Source organism: Paenibacillus tuaregi, from assembly GCF_900086655.1.
Classification (GTDB): Bacteria; Bacillota; Bacilli; order Paenibacillales; family Paenibacillaceae; genus Fontibacillus; species Fontibacillus tuaregi.
In genome coordinates this window covers 3,877,569-3,894,876 of record NZ_LT575476.1, presented here as the reverse complement: position 1 = coordinate 3,894,876, position 17,308 = coordinate 3,877,569, and the positions used below count along the sequence as shown (strand labels likewise).

General features: G+C 47.9%; 13 protein-coding genes, 1 tRNA gene and 1 pseudogene. 12 read left to right on the top strand and 3 right to left on the bottom strand.

The annotated features are described in order from the left end of the window. Positions 1–209 precede the first annotated feature (209 nt). Positions 210–293, top strand: a tRNA-Leu gene (locus tag BN6628_RS17405). Between the two features lie 101 nt (positions 294–394). Here the strand turns inward: BN6628_RS17405 and BN6628_RS17400 are convergent. Beyond that, positions 395–1,150, bottom strand: a complete 756-nt coding sequence (locus BN6628_RS17400) for a class I SAM-dependent methyltransferase (protein WP_068619641.1) — start codon at positions 1,148–1,150, stop codon at positions 395–397. A 152-nt stretch (positions 1,151–1,302) separates the two neighbouring features. Between BN6628_RS17400 and BN6628_RS17395 the strand changes: the two genes are divergently transcribed. From BN6628_RS17395 to BN6628_RS17375, 5 genes are read left to right on the top strand one after another with little or no spacing between them, the layout of a single operon-like run. Next, complete coding sequence (locus BN6628_RS17395) at positions 1,303–2,904, top strand: ABC transporter substrate-binding protein (RefSeq protein WP_068619639.1); 1,602 nt, start codon at positions 1,303–1,305, stop codon at positions 2,902–2,904. Next, the gene (locus BN6628_RS17390) at positions 2,904–3,851 is read left to right on the top strand and encodes an ABC transporter permease (protein ID WP_068619637.1); all 948 of its coding nucleotides are present in this window, start codon (positions 2,904–2,906) and stop codon (positions 3,849–3,851) included. The genes BN6628_RS17395 and BN6628_RS17390 overlap by 1 nt, the downstream gene beginning before the upstream one ends. Then, positions 3,848–4,651, top strand: coding sequence for an ABC transporter permease (locus BN6628_RS17385; RefSeq protein WP_068619635.1), 804 nt, complete (start codon positions 3,848–3,850; stop codon positions 4,649–4,651). The genes BN6628_RS17390 and BN6628_RS17385 overlap by 4 nt, the downstream gene beginning before the upstream one ends. Continuing rightward, positions 4,651–5,505, top strand: coding sequence for an ABC transporter ATP-binding protein (locus tag BN6628_RS17380; protein WP_068619633.1), 855 nt, complete (start codon positions 4,651–4,653; stop codon positions 5,503–5,505). Before BN6628_RS17385 ends, BN6628_RS17380 begins: the two co-directional genes overlap by 1 nt. Continuing rightward, positions 5,450–6,247 carry an ABC transporter ATP-binding protein gene (locus BN6628_RS17375; protein WP_068619632.1) on the top strand — a complete coding sequence of 266 codons (798 nt, stop codon included), beginning with the start codon at positions 5,450–5,452 and terminating at the stop codon, positions 6,245–6,247. Before BN6628_RS17380 ends, BN6628_RS17375 begins: the two co-directional genes overlap by 56 nt. 38 nt (positions 6,248–6,285) lie before the next feature. Here the strand turns inward: BN6628_RS17375 and BN6628_RS27035 are convergent. Beyond that, positions 6,286–6,407 (bottom strand): annotated as a pseudogene (locus tag BN6628_RS27035) (transposase); the annotation flags it as partial. Between the two features lie 10 nt (positions 6,408–6,417). Then, positions 6,418–8,736 (bottom strand): helix-turn-helix transcriptional regulator, encoded by a 2,319-nt coding sequence (locus BN6628_RS17370; RefSeq protein WP_068619630.1) that lies wholly within the window; start codon positions 8,734–8,736, stop codon positions 6,418–6,420. A 373-nt stretch (positions 8,737–9,109) separates the two neighbouring features. On the opposite strand from BN6628_RS17370, the gene BN6628_RS17365 reads away from it, so the two are divergent. The 6 genes from BN6628_RS17365 to BN6628_RS25720 all read left to right on the top strand — a co-directional run bounded on the left by BN6628_RS17365 (position 9,110) and on the right by BN6628_RS25720 (position 17,302). Then, the gene (locus BN6628_RS17365) at positions 9,110–10,048 is read left to right on the top strand and encodes an ABC transporter permease (protein WP_068619627.1); all 939 of its coding nucleotides are present in this window, start codon (positions 9,110–9,112) and stop codon (positions 10,046–10,048) included. A gap of 10 nt (positions 10,049–10,058) precedes the next feature. Then, entirely contained in the window at positions 10,059–10,943 is an 885-nt protein-coding gene (locus BN6628_RS17360) for a carbohydrate ABC transporter permease (RefSeq protein ID WP_068619625.1), read from the top strand. Positions 10,944–11,026: 83 nt separating this feature from the next. After that, positions 11,027–12,559, top strand: coding sequence for an extracellular solute-binding protein (locus tag BN6628_RS17355; RefSeq protein WP_068619624.1), 1,533 nt, complete (start codon positions 11,027–11,029; stop codon positions 12,557–12,559). 32 nt (positions 12,560–12,591) lie between these two features. Next, positions 12,592–13,638: a glycoside hydrolase family 130 protein gene (locus tag BN6628_RS17350; protein ID WP_068619622.1), complete on the top strand. Its 1,047-nt coding sequence runs from the start codon at positions 12,592–12,594 to the stop codon at positions 13,636–13,638. A gap of 188 nt (positions 13,639–13,826) precedes the next feature. Next, a complete protein-coding gene (locus tag BN6628_RS17345; protein ID WP_162272660.1) occupies positions 13,827–17,135 on the top strand; it encodes a polysaccharide lyase family 8 super-sandwich domain-containing protein in 3,309 nt (1,102 codons plus the stop codon). Positions 17,136–17,146: 11 nt separating this feature from the next. Continuing rightward, the gene (locus BN6628_RS25720) at positions 17,147–17,302 is read left to right on the top strand and encodes an S-layer homology domain-containing protein (protein WP_082926953.1); all 156 of its coding nucleotides are present in this window, start codon (positions 17,147–17,149) and stop codon (positions 17,300–17,302) included. Positions 17,303–17,308 lie beyond the last annotated feature (6 nt).

The window sequence follows — 17,308 nt, the reverse complement described above, 5'->3', positions numbered from 1 at the left end:
GAGCCTGACTACTGTAGACCCAGCAACTTAAACATGAACGAGCTCTTGGGTTTCCTCTCAGGGAAATCCAAGAGCTTTTTTAATATAATGCTTGCTTATTAAGCATGAGTGTGATATATTCTTAATTACGGTGATTGATTCAAGTTAGTAACTTGCTATTGCAAAGATCACCCCTTGAGTTTCATCTAACACAGATGAAATAATAATATGCGGTCGTGGCGGAATTGGCAGACGCGCACGGTTCAGGTCCGTGTGGGCTAACCCCCGTGGAGGTTCGAGTCCTCTCGACCGCATCCACTTAACAAATAGGCTCGTAGTTGCTTAGGCAATTACGAGCCGTTTTTGTGTAAACAGAAAGTATATTTTCAAGTGTTTGATAGACGCCGTGAGGCGTCTATTTTTCGGCAACGATGGCAAACATGGGCCGATGGCGGTTTAGGATTTTTTCTCCAGCGTTAGAGAATACTGCATCGAATCCTTCATGGACTTGGATTTTAGTAAAGCCAATAAACTTAAGCATTTCACTGTCCCATTCCGGTCTTCTTACGTAGGTTAACGGCAAGGTAAGCGCCAGTTGATCTCCTTCCTCGATGTCTTGTTCTTCGCGGTACGGCAAGTAACCTTGCTCCATCGCCTCCTCCTTAGCTTTTCTAAAAAGCTCCGCCTCCAGGGGATTGCTCAAAAACAAATTCCAATTTGCGTCAAAAATAATAACTTGACCCCCGCCGTTAAGCATCCCATGCCAATTTTGATAAGTCGCAACAGGGTTATATAGGAACCAAGTGACGTTCCTGGAAATGATGACATCAAAGGTTTCTTCCGTTTCATATTCGATGAGATCCGTCTCAATAATTTGGATATTGCAGTTGTATTTTTGCGCATTTTGTTCTGCTCTAGCCACCATTTCAGGCGAGAAATCGATGGCGGTAACCCGGTGCCCCATACGGCTAAGCAGAACCGCAAAGAATCCGGGCCCTGTTCCAACATCGAGGATTTTTAAATTCCGTTTTCCGGATAAAAGATTACTCAGAATCGTGTTCCATTGATCATATGTATCCGTTGCAAATTCGGTATTTACGATTTCATCATACACTGTTGCTCCTTTGTCCCAATAATCACGATATTGCTCTGCAAGTTTATGTTCAGTCATTAAACACTCGTCTCCTTAATTTTAAAAAAATATGTTGCAAATAGTAATAATTACGATTAATAATATACAAAGATTACTTTGTTTGCAAGTGATCATGGTTATTGCAGCAGTTTAATCGCCAACATCGCAGGAGAGAAGTAGGAGGAGTAGGGATGTTTAGCAGATATCGTGTCAGTGTTGCCACCGTTTTGGCATTGTTGTTGCTTGTGGGGTGCTCCCAAGTCAAAAACTCGAATTCCGGTTCTGCCCAGGAAGCGGACAAACAAATCGTTGTAGCGATGACCCAGGATGCCGAAGGGGATAAACTGGATGCCGCGACCTATAATGGAACACGGCATATGCATGCCGCTGTATATGATGCGCTTGTGGAATATAAAGGGGAGGGCAAAATTGCCCCCAGCCTGGCTGAATCATGGGAAATCTCTGATGACGGGAAGACCTATACTTTTCATCTAAGAAAACAAGTGAAATTCTCGGACGGCAGTCCATTGAACTCAGCGGCCGTTAAGTTTTCTTTGGAGCGGGCGGTCAGTCGAGAAGAGAATGCTACGCTTGAAATATCCCGTTTGCTAGAGAAAATAAAAACTCCTGATGAATTTACCGTCGTACTTGCATTTAAAGAAACCGCAACTCAAGTATTGTATGAGCTTAGTCAGGCCAGGCCATTTCGGATGATGAGTCCAAACGCGGTGACTCCTGCGGGAGATGTAAATGGGACCTTTCACCAAGCGATCGGCACGGGCCCATGGAAAATAGGCAGCTATCAGCAAGGAGTTGAGACGGTCCTAGTTGCAAATGAGCATTATTGGTTGGAAAAACCGTCGGAGTATTCACTTGTCTTTAAAGTCATTACGGATCCGCAAGCCAGGGTGCTCGCGCTGCAATCCGGAGAGGTGGAACTTGCAGGTGGGGAAGTTGGCAATATTCCGGCGGAGAGCCTAAGTGTTTTTCAGAATAACGATAAGTACGTGGTGGAAACGGGCACCAGCACGATGTCCTATTTTTTGGTCATCAATCAAAAGAATGCCGCTCTAGCGGATAAAAATATACGCCAGGCCATCAATTACGGAAATGATACGAATAAATTTGCAGATGGAAGCGGTAAACCGGTCAAAGGGTTGTTTCAAGAGAAAGTCGCTTTTGTCACGGACGATAACCAGCCGTTTTACCCTTACGACCCGGAGAAGGCAAAACAGCTGATTGCAGCCTCGGGCTACGTGTGGAATGAGAAAAAGCAGTTTTATGAGAAAGACGGACAAGTGCTGCAGCTGCGATTGGTGATTCAAACGGAAGAATATCCAGAGTGGAAAGAGATGGCGGAGATCTTTCAGGACAACATGAAGCAGATCGGCGTCCAAATAAACATTGTGAATCAGGAACGGGCAGCTTACTATGATACGTTATGGAGCAGCAAGGATTATGATCTGCTTATGTATCGGACTTATACGGATGCGCAATTGCCGTATCGATTCCTGTCTTCTTTATTCTATAGTTCGCCATCTGCGCCGGGAGTTGCTTATCAAGATCAGCAATTGTCGGACCTGCTGGATCAGATCGCTTCTACCGTCTCGGCAGAGCGGCAGCAGGCGTTATTTGACCAAGTATTCCTTCGCATGCATGGGGAAGCGATGTCGGTGCCGATTTACTACGCTAAGCAAACCTTTGTTCATACGCGCGAACTTACCGGCTTTACTTTTAATGCCATTGAAGACGATCCTTTGAAGTGGCATCACTTAAGGAAAGAAGCACAATAATGCTGCGTTCCATTACCCATCGTCTGTTGATGTTAATGCTCACGTTGGTCCTGTTTTCATTGTTCGTCTTCACACTTATGCGTCTGGCGCCGGGGGATCCAGCTTCGATGATGCTGCTAAACATCGGGGCGGTGCCGGAGCGCTCATTGGTGGCTCATTTGCAGGCGCATTGGGGGCTTGATCAATCGTTTATTCAGCAATACATGGCTTGGATTGTTCAGATATTTCAAGGAGAACTGGGAAATTCGTTTATGTCCGGAGAACCGGTATTACACGAAATCATGAGCCGTTTAGAACCGACGTTCCGACTGATTGCCGGCTCCTTTTTGCTTACGATGTCTGTTTCAATACCGGCAGGAATTTGGTTAGGCTTAAATGCAGGCTCACTTCCGGATCGCGCGGTTTATTCGCTAACCATTTTGGGGTTATCAATCCCCTTATATTGGCTTGCTATTCTGTTGATGTATGCTTTTGGTGTGATCTGGCCGATTCTTCCGGTTGTCGGAAGCTCTTCCGTACGGCATTATGTGCTTCCGGTTACGGCGATTTCCCTCGTCCAAAGCGTTTACTTCATTCGGATGGTACGCTCATATACGGTGCAGTACAGTAAATTCTCTTATATTGAGGCGGCAAAAGCCAGAGGTTTGCGGCCCGCTATCTTTTATCCGGCTTATTTATTCCGCGCCATGTTCATCCCGATCTTGACGTTAATCACGACCAGCCTGCCCAGCTTTTTTGGAGCCTCGATCATCACGGAAACGATTTTTAGTTTTCCGGGGTTCGGCAAATATATGCTCGAGGCCATTTACCGCCGTGATTTTCCCGTCATCCAGGGAAGTGCGCTGCTGGTGGCCGCTTTTATATTTGGGTTTAACTTTGTGACCGATATCCTCTATTTTTTGGCCGATCCGCGTGTTCATCTTGATAAACAGAGGTGGGAATTATGATGAATTTCGTTCGGACGAATAAACTTCCAACAACGGCTTTGTTGTTTATTGTGGTTCTTATAGTTGCGGGGTTAAGCGCATCATGGATTTCACCTTATGACCCTTTCCAAACCAATCATCAAGCAAAGCTTCTTCCCCCAAGCCTTGCTTATCCGTTTGGAACGGATTATCTGGGAAGAGATTTGTTGAGCCGGGTGATTCACGGGATCAGCGACTCCGTGTTCCCAGTTTTCATAGTTCTCAGCACCGTTATGCTGATCGGATTGTTTGTTGGCGCGCTGAGCGCTTTTTGGGGGAATAAACTTGACCTGTTGATGATGAGTGTGACGGATATTTTTACGGCATTGCCGAATGTCCTGCTCACTATTGTGGTGGTTGGCTTCCTCGGGTTTGGCATGGAGAAGGTGTATTTCGCGGTGATTCTTTCCTGGTGGGCCAAGTACGTAAGGTTAATTCGCGGTCTGATCCATGATGTGAAAAAGGAGCCGTATATTATTGCGAGCCGGGTAAGCGGATCATTTGGCATGAGAACGATAATACGTCATATGATTCCAAATATCGCCCCGCAGCTTGGAACCATGCTGATTCTGGATGTAAGCAAGGTGATTTTGACTTTATCCGGCTTATCCTTCTTAGGAATTGGCGCGCAGCCGCCTTCACCCGAGTGGGGTGTGATGTTGTTGGATGGGAAAAATTATTTGCAGGTTGCGCCATGGATGGGGTTTTTCCCGGGTTTTATGATTTTTCTGACAGCCTGCTCGTTCCAGATTGTTGGCGAGCGGCTCAGGAGGGGGCAGTAATGGATGCCGCAGTAGAAATAAAATATCTGAATATTAGAAACGCAAATGGTCAATCGCTGGTTCATAACAGCAGTTTTTGTTTGAGGCCAGGAGAAACTTACTGCTTATTAGGAGAAAGCGGAAGTGGTAAGACGTTAACCAGTAAAGCCATTTTAGGAATGCTTCCTGCAGATCTGCAAATGTCGGGGGATGTCCTGCTGCGCGGCAAAAATCTGAATCATTTATCCAAAAGGGACTGGCGCAAAGTCAGGGGGAGACATATGAGTGTCATTTTTCAGCATCCTGAACAAGCCTTGCACCCAGCGCTCCCGATTGGCAGACAATTAGGTGATCTTATGCTTAGTCATTTACCGGTCTCGAGGCATGAGGCTGAGCAACAAGCGGCAAAGATGTTATCTCAAGTGCTATTGAAAGATACGGAACATGTGATGAAAAGTTATCCTCATGAGCTGAGCGGCGGAATGAATCAACGTGTCATGATTGCGATGGCGCTTCTGTTAAAGCCTGAAGTCGTCATCGCCGACGAGCCGACAAGCGCACTTGATGTCACCACCCAGGCCGAAGTTATCTCCTTATTACACCATCTTATAACGGAGTTGAACATGAGTATGTTGTTTATTACCCATGATATTCTTCTGGCAGGTTATCTAGCGGATACGATCGGGGTGATGCGTGACGGAGAAATCATAGAACAGGGGAGCGCCGAGCGAATATTAGGGCAGCCTGAGCATGAATATACGAAGCAATTATGCAGGTATCGTTCGCAAAGGCTCCTTAGCAAAGGAGGTGCCAGTCCTAATGCTTCAAGTGCTGCAACTATTCAAAGAAATGAATGGAAAGCAAATTTTGAATGACATCAATTTCACGATAGAAGCTGGAGGGTCGCTAGCTATCGTAGGCGAGAGCGGCAGCGGCAAATCCACGCTGGCCCAACTGATTATGGCCTTAAAGCAGCCGACTTCGGGTCAAATTATATTTAACGGGCAACACCTGCCCCGCAAAGGAATACAAGCGTATAAACAATGGTATCGCGATATTCAGATCGTTTTGCAAAATACAGCTTCAACCTTAAACCCGGCGATGAGCTTGTTTCAGTGCATGGAAGAACCGTTAAAAAATTTTACAAGCTTGAATAAAGCGGAGCGCAAAACCAGAATCCTTGAGTACTTGGACAAGGTAGGGCTTCAGAAGGAACTGCTTAGATACCGGCCGGGTAAATTAAGCGGAGGACAGTACCAAAGAGCTTGCCTGGCTAAAGCACTGATCATCCATCCCAAACTATTGATCTGTGATGAAATCGTCTCAAACCTTGATATCGTATTACAACAGCGGATCATAGAATTGCTTAAGTCCATTCAGCGGGAACAAGGGTTGTCCCTTCTGTTCATTACCCATGACCTCTCACTTGTTCCCGGACTCTGCGAAGAGATTTTAGTGATGAAAGACGGGAATAAGATCGAGCAATTTCATACTTCTGACCTCCATAATGAGCGCGCGCGAGACAGCTATACCATTGCGCTGCTTAAATCAGCCGAAATGCTTGAAGCCAAGTGGATGGTATGGAAAGAGTCGGGCCCTCTTCTTGAATCTATGTAGATCTTCGCGGCGAGTTCGTGACGGTTTGCCCTTTTCCTGTGGCGTATTTTGTGCAGCATCAACCCCAGGCGGTTTTATAGGTGACCTCGATCACCTGGCTCAGCCGCATCGCCGAGATGCCGTCCTTAAATAGGAACAACTCCAGCGTCTTGAAAGGCTTGTGCTGCACATCAACAATTTCCGTTCTTATGCATCCTCCGATATTGGGCTGGCGTCATTCCATACACTTTTTTGAAGATGGAATAAAACGTATTAAGCGACGAAAATCCGTATTTTTGGATGATCGGCTCAATCGGCGAGTCGGAGGCAAGCAACTCCTGACAAATGTAATTTAGGCGCTTCTCCGATATCTTCTCCGTAATCGACTGATTTGTCTCCGCTTTATACAAACTGCGGAAATAATTCACGGATAGACCCAAATGGTCGGCCAGCATTTTTGCGGATAAGTTCGAATCGGTTAATTTCTCTTCAATGAACTCGTCCGCCTGTTTGATTAGGGCTGCGTTCTTGGACAGACTGCGGGCAGCCTCAATGTCTTCAAGCGTCTTAGCTATAAGCGCTTCCATCCATGGCACTACATTTTCCATCGTCTCCTGCTGTATGATCTGATTTTCGATGGAAGTCAGTCCCCATGAGTGAGGCAGCGGCTGACTGGAGTGCTCCTGCATGAGTCGGCGTATGTTCATAAACAAGGTAATCAACGACATTTTACATTCAAAATAGGGCAGTCCACGCAGCTTGACCACGGCTGAGCGTACGATTTCCAGAACCGCATCCGCGTTACCCTTGGAAAGAGCCTGAGCGATCTGCCGTTCTTTGTCCACAGGCAAATGATATAGTTCTCCTGGTGCATCGGCCAGCCATGCTTTCATGATGAGCACTCCGTGCCCGAATCGGAACCGTTCGTGCGTTAGTTCATACGTCTCCATATATACCTCGTGCATGTCGGTCAGGCTGGGTAACGTCCTACCCCAAGCGACGGTCGTGCCGATGGACAAATACTGCTCTATTAACTGTTGGGATACTTGCAGCTTCTTCGTATATTCTTCGGACATTGGAGCCGATAAGACAACCGCAACGTGATCGTTCCCCATGTCCACCGTCTGCAGCTTGTGCTTGGAAAATTGCAGCGACTCTTGGATAATATTGGACATTGCAAATCGGAGTAGACGCCGGTCCTTCTCCGGATAGGTCTCCGTGAATTCCGAGAAGTGGTCGATTCGGAAGATGGCCACCGACAACTGATCTTCCGGCAGAGCGATTCCCCATTCTTGAAATTGAGCACATATTTCCTCTACCGTATGGTAGATCCCCCCCAGAAAATCCCGTAAAAACCGCTCCCTGCCCAGAATTTTAGTATGCCGCCAGTGCTTGGTCAGTTCATAAATCTGCTTGTGTTGGGCTGTAAACACATTGGATAAGTAGTCAAGTTCATTTGCGCTATATCCTTCGCCGGGCTTTTCAGCTTGATGCTGCCGCATTACTCTGCTAATCAGTTCTTGAATAGGCGAGTACACCCGCTTGGAAACCAGAACGATAACGGTCAATGATGCTATGAACAGCATGAGGAACAAGATCAGGCTTGTGTTGCGAAGAACAGTGATTTTTCCCAAAATGACAGACTTCGGGATAGTTTCGATAAAGGTCCAATCCTGAATCCCTTTAATGGAGGAGCCTGCGTAAACCATCAGTTGCTCTTCCTGATTGCGGGGCTGAAACAACTTCCATCCACTTTCGCTCCTATTCTCTTGGTTCCTGAGCTCCGTTATTTGTTCCTGATTCAAAGGAATGCTGCTAAAAACCTTCTCATTCCGATCATTCAGAACGGTGACCGACCTGTTCTCATAATTCGAATTGTTCTGAAGCAGGGTCATTAAATTTTGAGTATCTATATTCAGAACGAAAGCCGAGATGGAACTGCCTTTTTCGTAAAATCTTACGATGCTAATCACTTCTTTGGTTTTAATCCCGACAAGCGGAATGGACAAGGTTCTCGGAATGAGAACGCTGTGATCCGTTGTAGCCTGATCCTGTAAGCGCTTAATAATGTCCCGATCGTAAAAATCTTCCACATCACTCAATCCAAGTCTGGAATCTACTACAGTATTTGTATAATCGTTGATTAGGTATACCGAATCGATAGACGGATTGGCGTTCTTAATGTCGATAAGCCGTCTCCATACCTCATAAGTTTCAAAATCGCTGTATTGATCCGAAAGGGCATTTACCTTGAGGGTACTGTCATCGCTGGAGGAGAAGCTGAATTCCAAAGACCACTCGATCAGTCGCGCTGTGTTCCGGGCACTGTTCACTAGCAAGGATTCGGAATGATCGCCGATCTCTTCCAGAAGCGTCCGGGAGGACTGCCAATAGAGCAGCGCAAAAGATATAGCCAGAACCAGCACGTTTGCACTGACAAAATAAAAAATAAGTTTCATATAAGTAGGGTGCCGCTTCAACGATGTGAAAAGTGGAAGTCTGAACTTCATTGCTCGAATCCCCCGTTATAACTCCCGATTCTTATCATTGTTAGATTATTAATTATAGCATAACGAGCATTCCCATCCGGAGAATCGGTTATTTTCGGGGGGAGTGTTGTTTTTGGGAAGTTCGGTAATCTGCGCTTGCAGGAAAAATTGGAGCTTGCTGCAATTGGCGTTGCGGTGAGAGCTCGGTAAGGTAAGGGTATAAGAGGTTGTTCAAAAAGTCATCTTTCCATGACGAAGAAGATCAGGAAGTGGATCGGGCTCGAATCTTGAATTCAACCTTCTCGGTCCTGAAACCCCGACTTTTTGAACTCGCACTTTAAATAACGGGACGCAGGTGCGATTGCCTGTTTCGATGAAAGGGGGAAGTAAAACTATGCAATATCAACTTAATGTAAGGAAACGGTCCAAGCTGAAGCATATTGTTCGTAATCCTTTTCTCTATGCTATGGCCGTGCCGGGGTTGCTGTTCTTTCTCGTGTTCAGTTATTTTCCCATATACGGGATTATGATTGCCTTCAAAGACTATAATTTTGCCAAAGGAATTACGGGAAGCGAATGGGTTGGTTTTAAAAATTTCACCTATTTTTTTACTTCGGATGACTTCTGGGTCATACTGCGCAACACGCTGATGCTGAACATGCTGTTCATTTTGTTTACAACGGCGGCGGCTGTATTAATCGCGCTAATGTTCAATGAAATTCGCAATAAGTATTTCAAACGAATTTCGCAGTCTTTTATTTTTCTTCCTTATTTTATGTCCTGGATTGTGGTAGGAATGATTGTCCAATCCTTGTTCGGCGGGGAAGAACCGATGATCAATACTTGGCTGCAATATTTCGGCTTGGAACCGGTCAACTGGATGTTTGAGTCGAAGCTGTGGCCGTTCATCCTGACGGTTATCCGTGTGTGGCAAGGAGCCGGTTATCTTTCGATTATTTTTCTGGCCGCGATTACTGGCATATCGGAGGATTTGTATGAGGCTGCCCGGATTGACGGGGCATCTAAGCTGCAGATTGTGGTGCGCATTACGCTACCGCTGCTCGTTCCTACTGTTATGATCATGACTTTGCTGGCCGTAGGCAAGATTTTCAACGGGGACTTTGCCATGATCTATGCGATCATTGGAGACAATTCCTTGCTGTATCCGACTACCGACGTCATCGACACCTTCGTATTCCGCTCCATGAGACAGTTGCATGACTTCGGCATGTCTTCGGCGGTTGGCCTGTTCCAGTCGGTTATGGGTCTGATCTTCGTCATTGCCGCCAACTGGATAACCCGAAGGGTGTCTAAAGAATCCGCTTTATTCTAAGGAGGTAACGATGAGACTGAAACAGAGTGCTGCGGATCGGACTTTTACGGTATTTGCCTATACGTTCATTTTGTTGTTCACCTTATTTTGTCTGTTTCCTTTCCTGCTGATGATTATCGGATCGTTTACGGACGAGGGGGAACTGATCGCGCACGGGTATACTTTATTTCCGCAAAAATTATCGCTGGACGCGTATAAAGCGGTTTTGAAATCGGATGTGCTGCTGAACGGGTATGCGGTCACGATTTTCATCACCACAGTAGGCGCATTAAGCGCGCTGTGCATTTCCGCAATGCTCGCCTATTCTCTGGCCAACAAGCGGAATGTCCTGCAAACGCCTTTTTTGATTTTTTGCTATTTGCCTATGCTTTTTTCTGGCGGAATCATTCCGTTTTATATTGTGGTCAGTCAGTGGCTGCATTTGCAGAATACCGTCTGGGTGCTAATTCTAACCTTATTATGCCAGCCGTTCCTCGTCTTTTTGCTTGTCAGCTTCTTCCGTACAATTCCCGAGGAATTGGAGGAGGCCGCAAGAATGGACGGAGCGAATGAAATGAGAATTTTCTTTCAAATTATGATACCGATCTCGAAGCCGATTCTGGCTTCCGTCGGTCTCTTTTATGCCCTGAACTATTGGAATGACTGGTTTATGGGATTGATGTTCGTGGATAATGAGAAGCTGTTCCCGCTGCAGCTGATTCTGCGCCGGATGGTATCCAATATGGAGGCCGCCAGAAATCTCATTCCCGCCTCGGCAGCCATTGCCGTGACACCACCAACCTATGGCGTGCGGATGGCGACAACCGTGCTGACGATCGGCCCGATTGTCTTGCTGTATCCCTTGCTTCAGAAGTATTTTGTCAAAGGTCTAACGGTAGGAGCTGTCAAAGGGTAATCGAGGATTTCCGGCATTAACCGGATCACCCCGGTTAATCATAGAAATTTTTTTTCTTCATTATACAGAGGGAGGTTAACGAAATGGGATTGAAAAAATGGTTTGGCGCGGTGACGAGCACAGTATTGGCTTTGTCATTGATGCTGTCGGGCTGCGGAGGCCAAGCGGTGACTGGCGGCAATGAAGGAAATGCTTCAACGAATACGGAAAGCGGCACATCCGCACCGAAGGAAACGGTGACGCTGAAAGCATATTTTCCGGGGGATAAGCCGGTGGGCTTTGACAATGTACTGCAGGCGGTCAACGACAAATTGAAAGCGGACAACGTCGGAGCGGCCTTGAATATCAATTTCTTGCCGTGGTCCGATTACGGGAATACGGTATCTGTGAAGATGTCTGCCGGGGAAGACTTCGATATGTATTTGGATGCCCCTTGGTTGTCCATGAATCAGATGATTGCCAGCAACTCTTTGCTGGAACTGGATGCCAAGGTGGCTGAGCGCCCAGAGCTCAAAGCGTCCATTCCCGATGAAATGTGGAAATATAACAAATTTGACGGCAAGATTATGGGCATTCCGCTCGGCACCACCCAAGGGCCGGTATACGGCCTGCTTATCCGCAAAGATTTGCGCGAGAAATATGGACTTCCCGAGTTGAAAACGCTCGAAGATCTGGAGAAATTTTTGTATATGGTCAAGGAAAACGAGAAGGATATCAGGCCCTTCGTCATTAATGGCATCAAAGCTGATAAACTTCCGTTTATCCTGAGCGAATCCGCTAATCTGGCGCTCGATGAAGTGCTGGAAATCGGCGTCAGCATGTTCGCCTATTCAACCAAAGACAAGAAAGTAATCGGTCAATGGGCAAGCCCGATGATTGCCGATGGTTATGAACGTGTCACCAAATACTACAAGGACGGTTTAATTTCCAAAAATATTGCGCAGGAGCAAAATGCGGAAACCTTATTCAAACAGGGCAAATTTGCGGCAACCTATTATGCGGCTGACGGTGTGGAGGGATTGAAATATTCGGATATGCTGAAGGATGACAACGACAAGCTTGAGGTTTTCGTTCCAAACGGTGATAAGGCCAAGCCGTATACTGCTTTCCAGCAATGGAATTTCCTTTGCATTCCGGCTTCATCCAAGCACAGCGATTTGGCTCTGGACGTAGTCAATTGGTTGTCCATTAAGGAAAACCACGATTTGATGGAATACGGTATTCAAGGAAAGGATTGGCAGCCTGTCGGTGATAAGAGCTATAAGGTGCTGTCCAACTATTCGTTCCCGGGCTTTGTGCTGACTTGGCGGCCAAAGCTGAACCGCACGCCGGATACGATGATGCCGGATGACAAGAAGTGGTTCGACTTCTCCGCCGACCCGGCTAATTTTACGCTTAGTCCGACGTCAGGCTTCAGCTTTAACGCTGAAAAGGTGAAGACGGAATATGCCAAAATTACGCCGCTTCACGATTCACTCTTCCTGCCGCTTAGTCAAGGCTTGCTACCTGCGGGTGAAGGCAAGGCGAAGCTGGAGGAAAAAATGGCAAGCCTCGGTGGACAAAAAGTGATCGATGAAATTCAAGCGCAAATCGACGCCGTTACATCCGGTAAATAACAATCATTGAAAGACGGAAAGAGGTATCTTACATGAACGTAAAACGCTGTACGCAAAATCCTGTTATACGGGCCCAGGACGTTGCACCCTCCCGTCCCAACTTTCGAGTGCTTGGAGCGTTTAATGCAGGCGTCGCGCAAGTACGGGATGAAATTATTCTGTTGCTGCGCGTTTCGGAAGCGCCGGTATCGGACCGGGAAGACGAAGTACTCGTCCCCCGGCTTAACGAAGCGGGCACCGATGTACTTATAGAGCGCTACGACAAGGCCGATCCGAGCTATGATTTCTCCGACTCGCGCTTCGTTGCAAGGGACGGACGAACGGTCATGCTCACATCCTTATCCCATCTGCGGGTGGCGCGAAGTAAGGATGGCGTTCATTTCGACATCGAGCCTCAGCCGGCCTTATTTCCGGAACACGCTTTGGAAGCGTGGGGGATTGAAGATCCGCGCGTGACCCAAATCGGGGACATGTATTATGTCACTTACAGCTCCGCCTCCGCTCGCGGCGTTGGCGTTGGCCTGGCGGAGACCCGGGATTTTCGAACATTCAAGCGTCACGGGCTTATATTCGCTCCCGAAAATAAGGACGTCATGATATTCCCGGAGAAAATTAACGGCAAATACTACGCATTGCACCGTCCGGTGCCGAAATCGTTCGGTTCTCCCGAGATATGGATCGCCGAATCGCCCGATCTTGACCATTGGGGGAACCATCGCTTCCTGATGGGGCTAAGCGAACAAGGCTGGGATTCGGCTCGAATGGGCGGCGGCGCGGTGCCGATTCGAACCGATCGCGGCTGGCTTGCGCTGTACCACGGCGCGGACAGCAAGCATCGCTATTGTATGGGGGCGGTGCTGCTCGACTTGAACAATCCGGCCAAGGTAATAGCAAGATCCCATGTACCCGTATTGGAGCCGGAAACCGCCTATGAGGTGAATGGATTTTTCGGCGGGGTCGTGTTTTCGTGCGGAGCCATTTTATTAGATCAAATGATCCGCATGTATTATGGTGCCGCGGACGAAGTGATGGCTGTCGTGGACATCCCCTTGGAGGATATATATAATACATTCTTTTGAAAGATGGAGGGCAGTATTTGCTGCCTTCTTCAAGGAGGAGCATGAGAATGGCTAACCCAAGGCAAAGGTTTGTAAAAAGGTGGATTTGTCTTGTTATTGTTTGTTCAATGATGTCTTCCCTATTTTTATACTCACTTGTATCGGCGAACACTTTCGAGGAGACGAATGCTTCTCAAGAGATCGCTGATATGAAAATGATGAAAAAGCGCATGGTTGATTTTTACATCTCCACAGATATCATAAATGACGGAACAAACGGTCGGGTCGAATGGACCTTCAAATCACAGGCAGGTACTTATTTATCCAATCAAAACCCGAATGGAAGCTGGGGGGATGTCGATTACGCGAGTACAACTTCCGCCGCTAATGGGAGAGGTTGGTCGCCCTACCTTGCCTTAGACCGGATGCAGTCGATGGCGCAGGCGTTTGCCGACCCCAATGATCCAAATTATCATAGTGAAACGCTGTTAGCTGGTATTCAAAAGGCGCTGGATTATTGGTTCACGGTAAAGCCGACTTCAACTAACTGGTGGGAGACCGGAATCGGCAAACAATTAAGGTTGGGAAAAATCGCGCTTCTATGTGAAGGCTATTTAACCACAACGCAAGTCTCCAATATAATTGGCACGTTAGACAGCAGCCCTCACACGATCGATGGAGCCAATTCGTCCTGGTACAATCAAAATTATATGTACCGCGGCTTATTGCTGGAAGATGCCCGGATCGTCCGGAACGCCGTGAATGCGTTTAACGTACTGTCGAATGTGACGACGACGGTGACGGGAATTCAGTCGGACATGTCTTTTTTCATGCATGGCAAAACGAATTATACGACCGGTTATGGAAGAAGCTTTGCCAGAGATATGTCATTCTGGGCCTACATTACCTCGGGCACCGCGTTCTCGTTCAGTGAAGCGGCGATTGATTCGTTATCTTCCTACTTGTTGGACGGTACCCGGTATCTCGTGAAAGGCGATGTTGCCGATTTGGGCATGGGGATGAATGGACCAGATTGGCCGGGTTATACGAGCGCAGCTCTGACTTTCTATGAAGATCCGATGCAATGGATGCAGGCGGCCAATCCGAAGCGGGCTGCGGAGTTTGCCAGTTTCCTTGACAATATTCGCCGGGTCGGCACGAACACGAGCAACGGACTGGACAAGAGCAATATGACACAATGGCAGACGCTTGTCTCCTCCCATATGCGAAATGACTACGGAATTACGGTCAAGATGTCTTCCAGCACGGTCAAAGGCGGCGAATGGAGAACGATTAATCCCAGCGGATATAACCTGTTATACTGGACGCCGCAAGGAGCCACCGCCATTCAGAGAACCGGCGACGAGTACAGACCCGTGTACCCGTTGATGGACTGGGCCCATGTTCCCGGTACGACGGCCCCGTACGCACTCACGAAAGACGGGAATTTCAACAATCCCAAAACGTTTGTAGGCGGAGTGACAAACGAGCATTATGGAGCCACCGCATTTGATTTTAACAAGTTGAATACAAGTGGAAAGAAGGGCTACTTCTTTTTCGATGATGAAATGGTGGCGCTTGGTGCAGGAATCACTTCGACAAATACCGCGCCGATCCACACGACATTGAACCAAAGTCAGGCGACAGGCGAAGTTCTCGTAGACGGCAATCCGATAGCAGACGGAACGATGCAAACGGGCGGACGCTGGGCCTATAACGACCATATCGGCTATATATTCCCAACTCCAACGGATTTTCAAGTAAAACGGGAGACGAAAACCGGAAAATGGAGCGATGTCATCTCGGGAAGTTCAACGGAGGCGATGACCAAGCCGATTTTTTCGATTTGGCTCGATCATGGCGTGAAACCCACAAACGCTTCCTATCAATATATCGTACTGCCAAACAAAACCTCCCAAGAGGTCGGCAGCTACGCGAGTGATAACCCGATAAGTATTCTTTCGAATACTTCGTCTGTCCAGGCTGTCCGGCATAAGTCTCTGGGGATTGTGGAATTGCTGTTTTATCAACCCGGATCGGTAACGGTGAGAGACGGTTTGATGGTCTCAGTAGATCAACCCGCCATGGTTATCGTTGACGAGTCTTCTGCACCTGTCCGTATTTCGGTCGCCAATCCCGAAACACCGGGGATTAAAGTGAATGTGACGCTGGATCGAAACGGAGAAACATCCACGACAAGCTTTACGCTCGGCAAGGATACGTTCACAGGCCGAAGCATGACTTTGAATGAGGGAGCCTCCATCGACGACAGCGGATTCGATCTTGCTTACGATAAAGGTGCGACCGCTTCATCCAGCAAAGGCAACCTATCTGCCTCGAAGGCTACGGATCTTTACAGAACTTCGTATTGGAGTTCCAACGATTCGGATCATGAATGGATTTATGTTGATTTGCAAAATCAATTTTTGATTAATAAAGTTAGGTTAAATTGGGAGAAGGCATACGGGAAGAGTTATAAAATTCAAGTATCGAACGACGCCGTCACCTGGAGCGATGTTTACTCAACGACGACGGGTAAAGGCGGAATCGAAGATATTTCTTTCAGTCCGGTCAGTGCCAGGTATGTTCGTATGCAAGGGGTTGAGCAGGGTACCGGAAACGGCTATTCGCTTTATGAATTCAATGTGTATGAGGCAGTACCACCCAATCTTGCCGAAGGCAAGACGGTAGCGGCAAGCTCGTCCAGAGCCGCGAACGTAGGACCCGGCTATGCAGTCGATGGCTCACTTAGCACCCGTTGGGGATCTAACTATTCCGATCCGCAGTGGATCTATGTCGACCTTGGCACTAGCCAATCCATCCAGGAGGTCGCTCTACATTGGGAAGACGCGTATGGCGAAGCTTACCAAATCCAAGTTTCCGACGACGCGACGAATTGGACTACAGTTTACAGTACCACAACCGGAGACGGCGGAATCGATAGAATCTCCTTCGAACCCGTGAATGCGAGATACGTTCGGATGTATGGTACGAAAAGAGGAACCAAATACGGCTACTCGCTCTGGGAATTTAAAGTGTATTCGGCTCTTGCTACTGTCCCGGACGCACCTGCCGGTGTGCATGCCGTCGGTCATGACGGGTCCGCTGAGGTGAGCTTTGCCGCGCCAATCCATTCCGGCGGAAGCGAAATTACAGGCTATAAGGTCACCGCGCGGGCAAACGGAGAAGCTGTTGCGATGGCCGAGGGTTCGGACAACCCAATCACCGTCACCGGTCTGACGAACGGAACGAGCTATGCGTTCTCAGTGAAAGCCGTGGGAGCGGGTGGAGAGAGCAAGTTCTCCAACGCCGTGATGGCGACACCAAAGGCTTCACAGCCGGAGACGCCAAAGGATCCTCGACCGGGGACACCGGTCAGCGGCAGCGGCTCAAGCAATGGCAATGATACTTCAGTTATAAAATCGGTCATGGTTGTTGGCGAGAAGAAAGACGAAAGCGGCGAACCGAACGAGCCGGCGCCATCGTACACAGACATTGGGCAAAGAGCGCCATCCTGAGCGCGGCGGGCATGAAGCTTGTCAGCGGCTATCCGGATGGAACGTTCAAGCCGAATGCCGTCATTACCTGGGCGGAAATGGCAGCGATGATCGCTAAAACGCTTAAACTGTCTGCCGAAGCAGGCGCAACGATCGGCTTCGCGGACGATAACGACATCCCGAAGTAGGCGAAA

What these genes read in the sequence shown, in the direction of transcription:
- BN6628_RS17360 (WP_068619625.1), top strand. Translation starts at nt 10,059, where the DNA reads ATGAGACTGAAACAGAGTGCTGCGGATCGGACTTTTACGGTATTTGCC.
- BN6628_RS17375 (WP_068619632.1), top strand. Translation starts at nt 5,450, where the DNA reads ATGCTTCAAGTGCTGCAACTATTCAAAGAAATGAATGGAAAGCAAATT.
- BN6628_RS17350 (WP_068619622.1), top strand. Translation starts at nt 12,592, where the DNA reads ATGAACGTAAAACGCTGTACGCAAAATCCTGTTATACGGGCCCAGGAC.
- BN6628_RS25720 (WP_082926953.1), top strand. Translation starts at nt 17,147, where the DNA reads ATGAAGCTTGTCAGCGGCTATCCGGATGGAACGTTCAAGCCGAATGCC.
- BN6628_RS17370 (WP_068619630.1), bottom strand. Translation starts at nt 8,736, where the DNA reads ATGAAGTTCAGACTTCCACTTTTCACATCGTTGAAGCGGCACCCTACT.
- BN6628_RS17390 (WP_068619637.1), top strand. Translation starts at nt 2,904, where the DNA reads ATGCTGCGTTCCATTACCCATCGTCTGTTGATGTTAATGCTCACGTTG.
- BN6628_RS17385 (WP_068619635.1), top strand. Translation starts at nt 3,848, where the DNA reads ATGATGAATTTCGTTCGGACGAATAAACTTCCAACAACGGCTTTGTTG.
- BN6628_RS17365 (WP_068619627.1), top strand. Translation starts at nt 9,110, where the DNA reads ATGCAATATCAACTTAATGTAAGGAAACGGTCCAAGCTGAAGCATATT.
- BN6628_RS17400 (WP_068619641.1), bottom strand. Translation starts at nt 1,150, where the DNA reads ATGACTGAACATAAACTTGCAGAGCAATATCGTGATTATTGGGACAAA.
- BN6628_RS17355 (WP_068619624.1), top strand. Translation starts at nt 11,027, where the DNA reads ATGGGATTGAAAAAATGGTTTGGCGCGGTGACGAGCACAGTATTGGCT.
- BN6628_RS17345 (WP_162272660.1), top strand. Translation starts at nt 13,827, where the DNA reads ATGAAAATGATGAAAAAGCGCATGGTTGATTTTTACATCTCCACAGAT.
- BN6628_RS17395 (WP_068619639.1), top strand. Translation starts at nt 1,303, where the DNA reads ATGTTTAGCAGATATCGTGTCAGTGTTGCCACCGTTTTGGCATTGTTG.
- BN6628_RS17380 (WP_068619633.1), top strand. Translation starts at nt 4,651, where the DNA reads ATGGATGCCGCAGTAGAAATAAAATATCTGAATATTAGAAACGCAAAT.